Genomic DNA, 643 nt, shown 5'->3' on the forward strand with positions numbered 1-643 from the left:
GCTTGTGCGGGGTTGTCTTTAGTGCGGGTGGCGTTTTTGTTCCGGTAGCGGGTTTGCTCGGCGCGGACCTGGAGTTCGGTGATCTTGAGCGGGTAATGCGGTCTTGTTTGTAGGTCTTTATATAGTTCTTCTGCCCCTTGATACTTTTGATCAAGGATGAGCGCTATCGGCCCGGCAAAGTGGTTATCCACCTTGCCGTTGCCTGTGGCATCCAACCGACCAGTGTACTTTTGCCCTTCTGAATCGGTTACTTCATAGGCTAATCCGTCATAGGGTTCACCCGAGCCAAGTTCGTCGACCAACTGAAAGCTGGTCCACTTACCTTGCACGGGGCATGCAAGCACGCGACTGCTCAAGGCTGAGCTCAGTTCTTCATCCATTAGCGTCATGTCGTCATTTCCTTATTCGGTGCAGCCTGGGTAAATGGTGCAGATGCGGCCATCCGGCATTTTGAAGGTGCTGAAATCCGTGTAGTTTCCATTGCAGTAAGCTCGTTGATCTTCAAAACCTTTGCCCATGCAGCGTTTCCAGCCATTGGGTACCTTGACCCAGGTATCTCCCCAGCCGGGCCGTTCTTCGTCCGCCAACCTGATCGTCATCTTCACGGTCTTACCCGGTAGCTGATCGAGGGTGTACGCCGAGA

2 pseudogenes are annotated in these 643 nt (G+C 53.3%); both read right to left on the bottom strand.

What is annotated here, in order from left to right:
* Nucleotides 1-389: pseudogene (locus AC1RPZ_RS27340) on the bottom strand (lipase family protein); the annotation flags it as partial.
* 12 nt (nt 390-401) lie between these two features.
* A pseudogene (locus tag AC1RPZ_RS27345) lies at nt 402-643 on the bottom strand (hypothetical protein); the annotation flags it as partial.

Source organism: Pseudomonas sp. GW822-FHT02D10 (assembly GCF_058802345.1).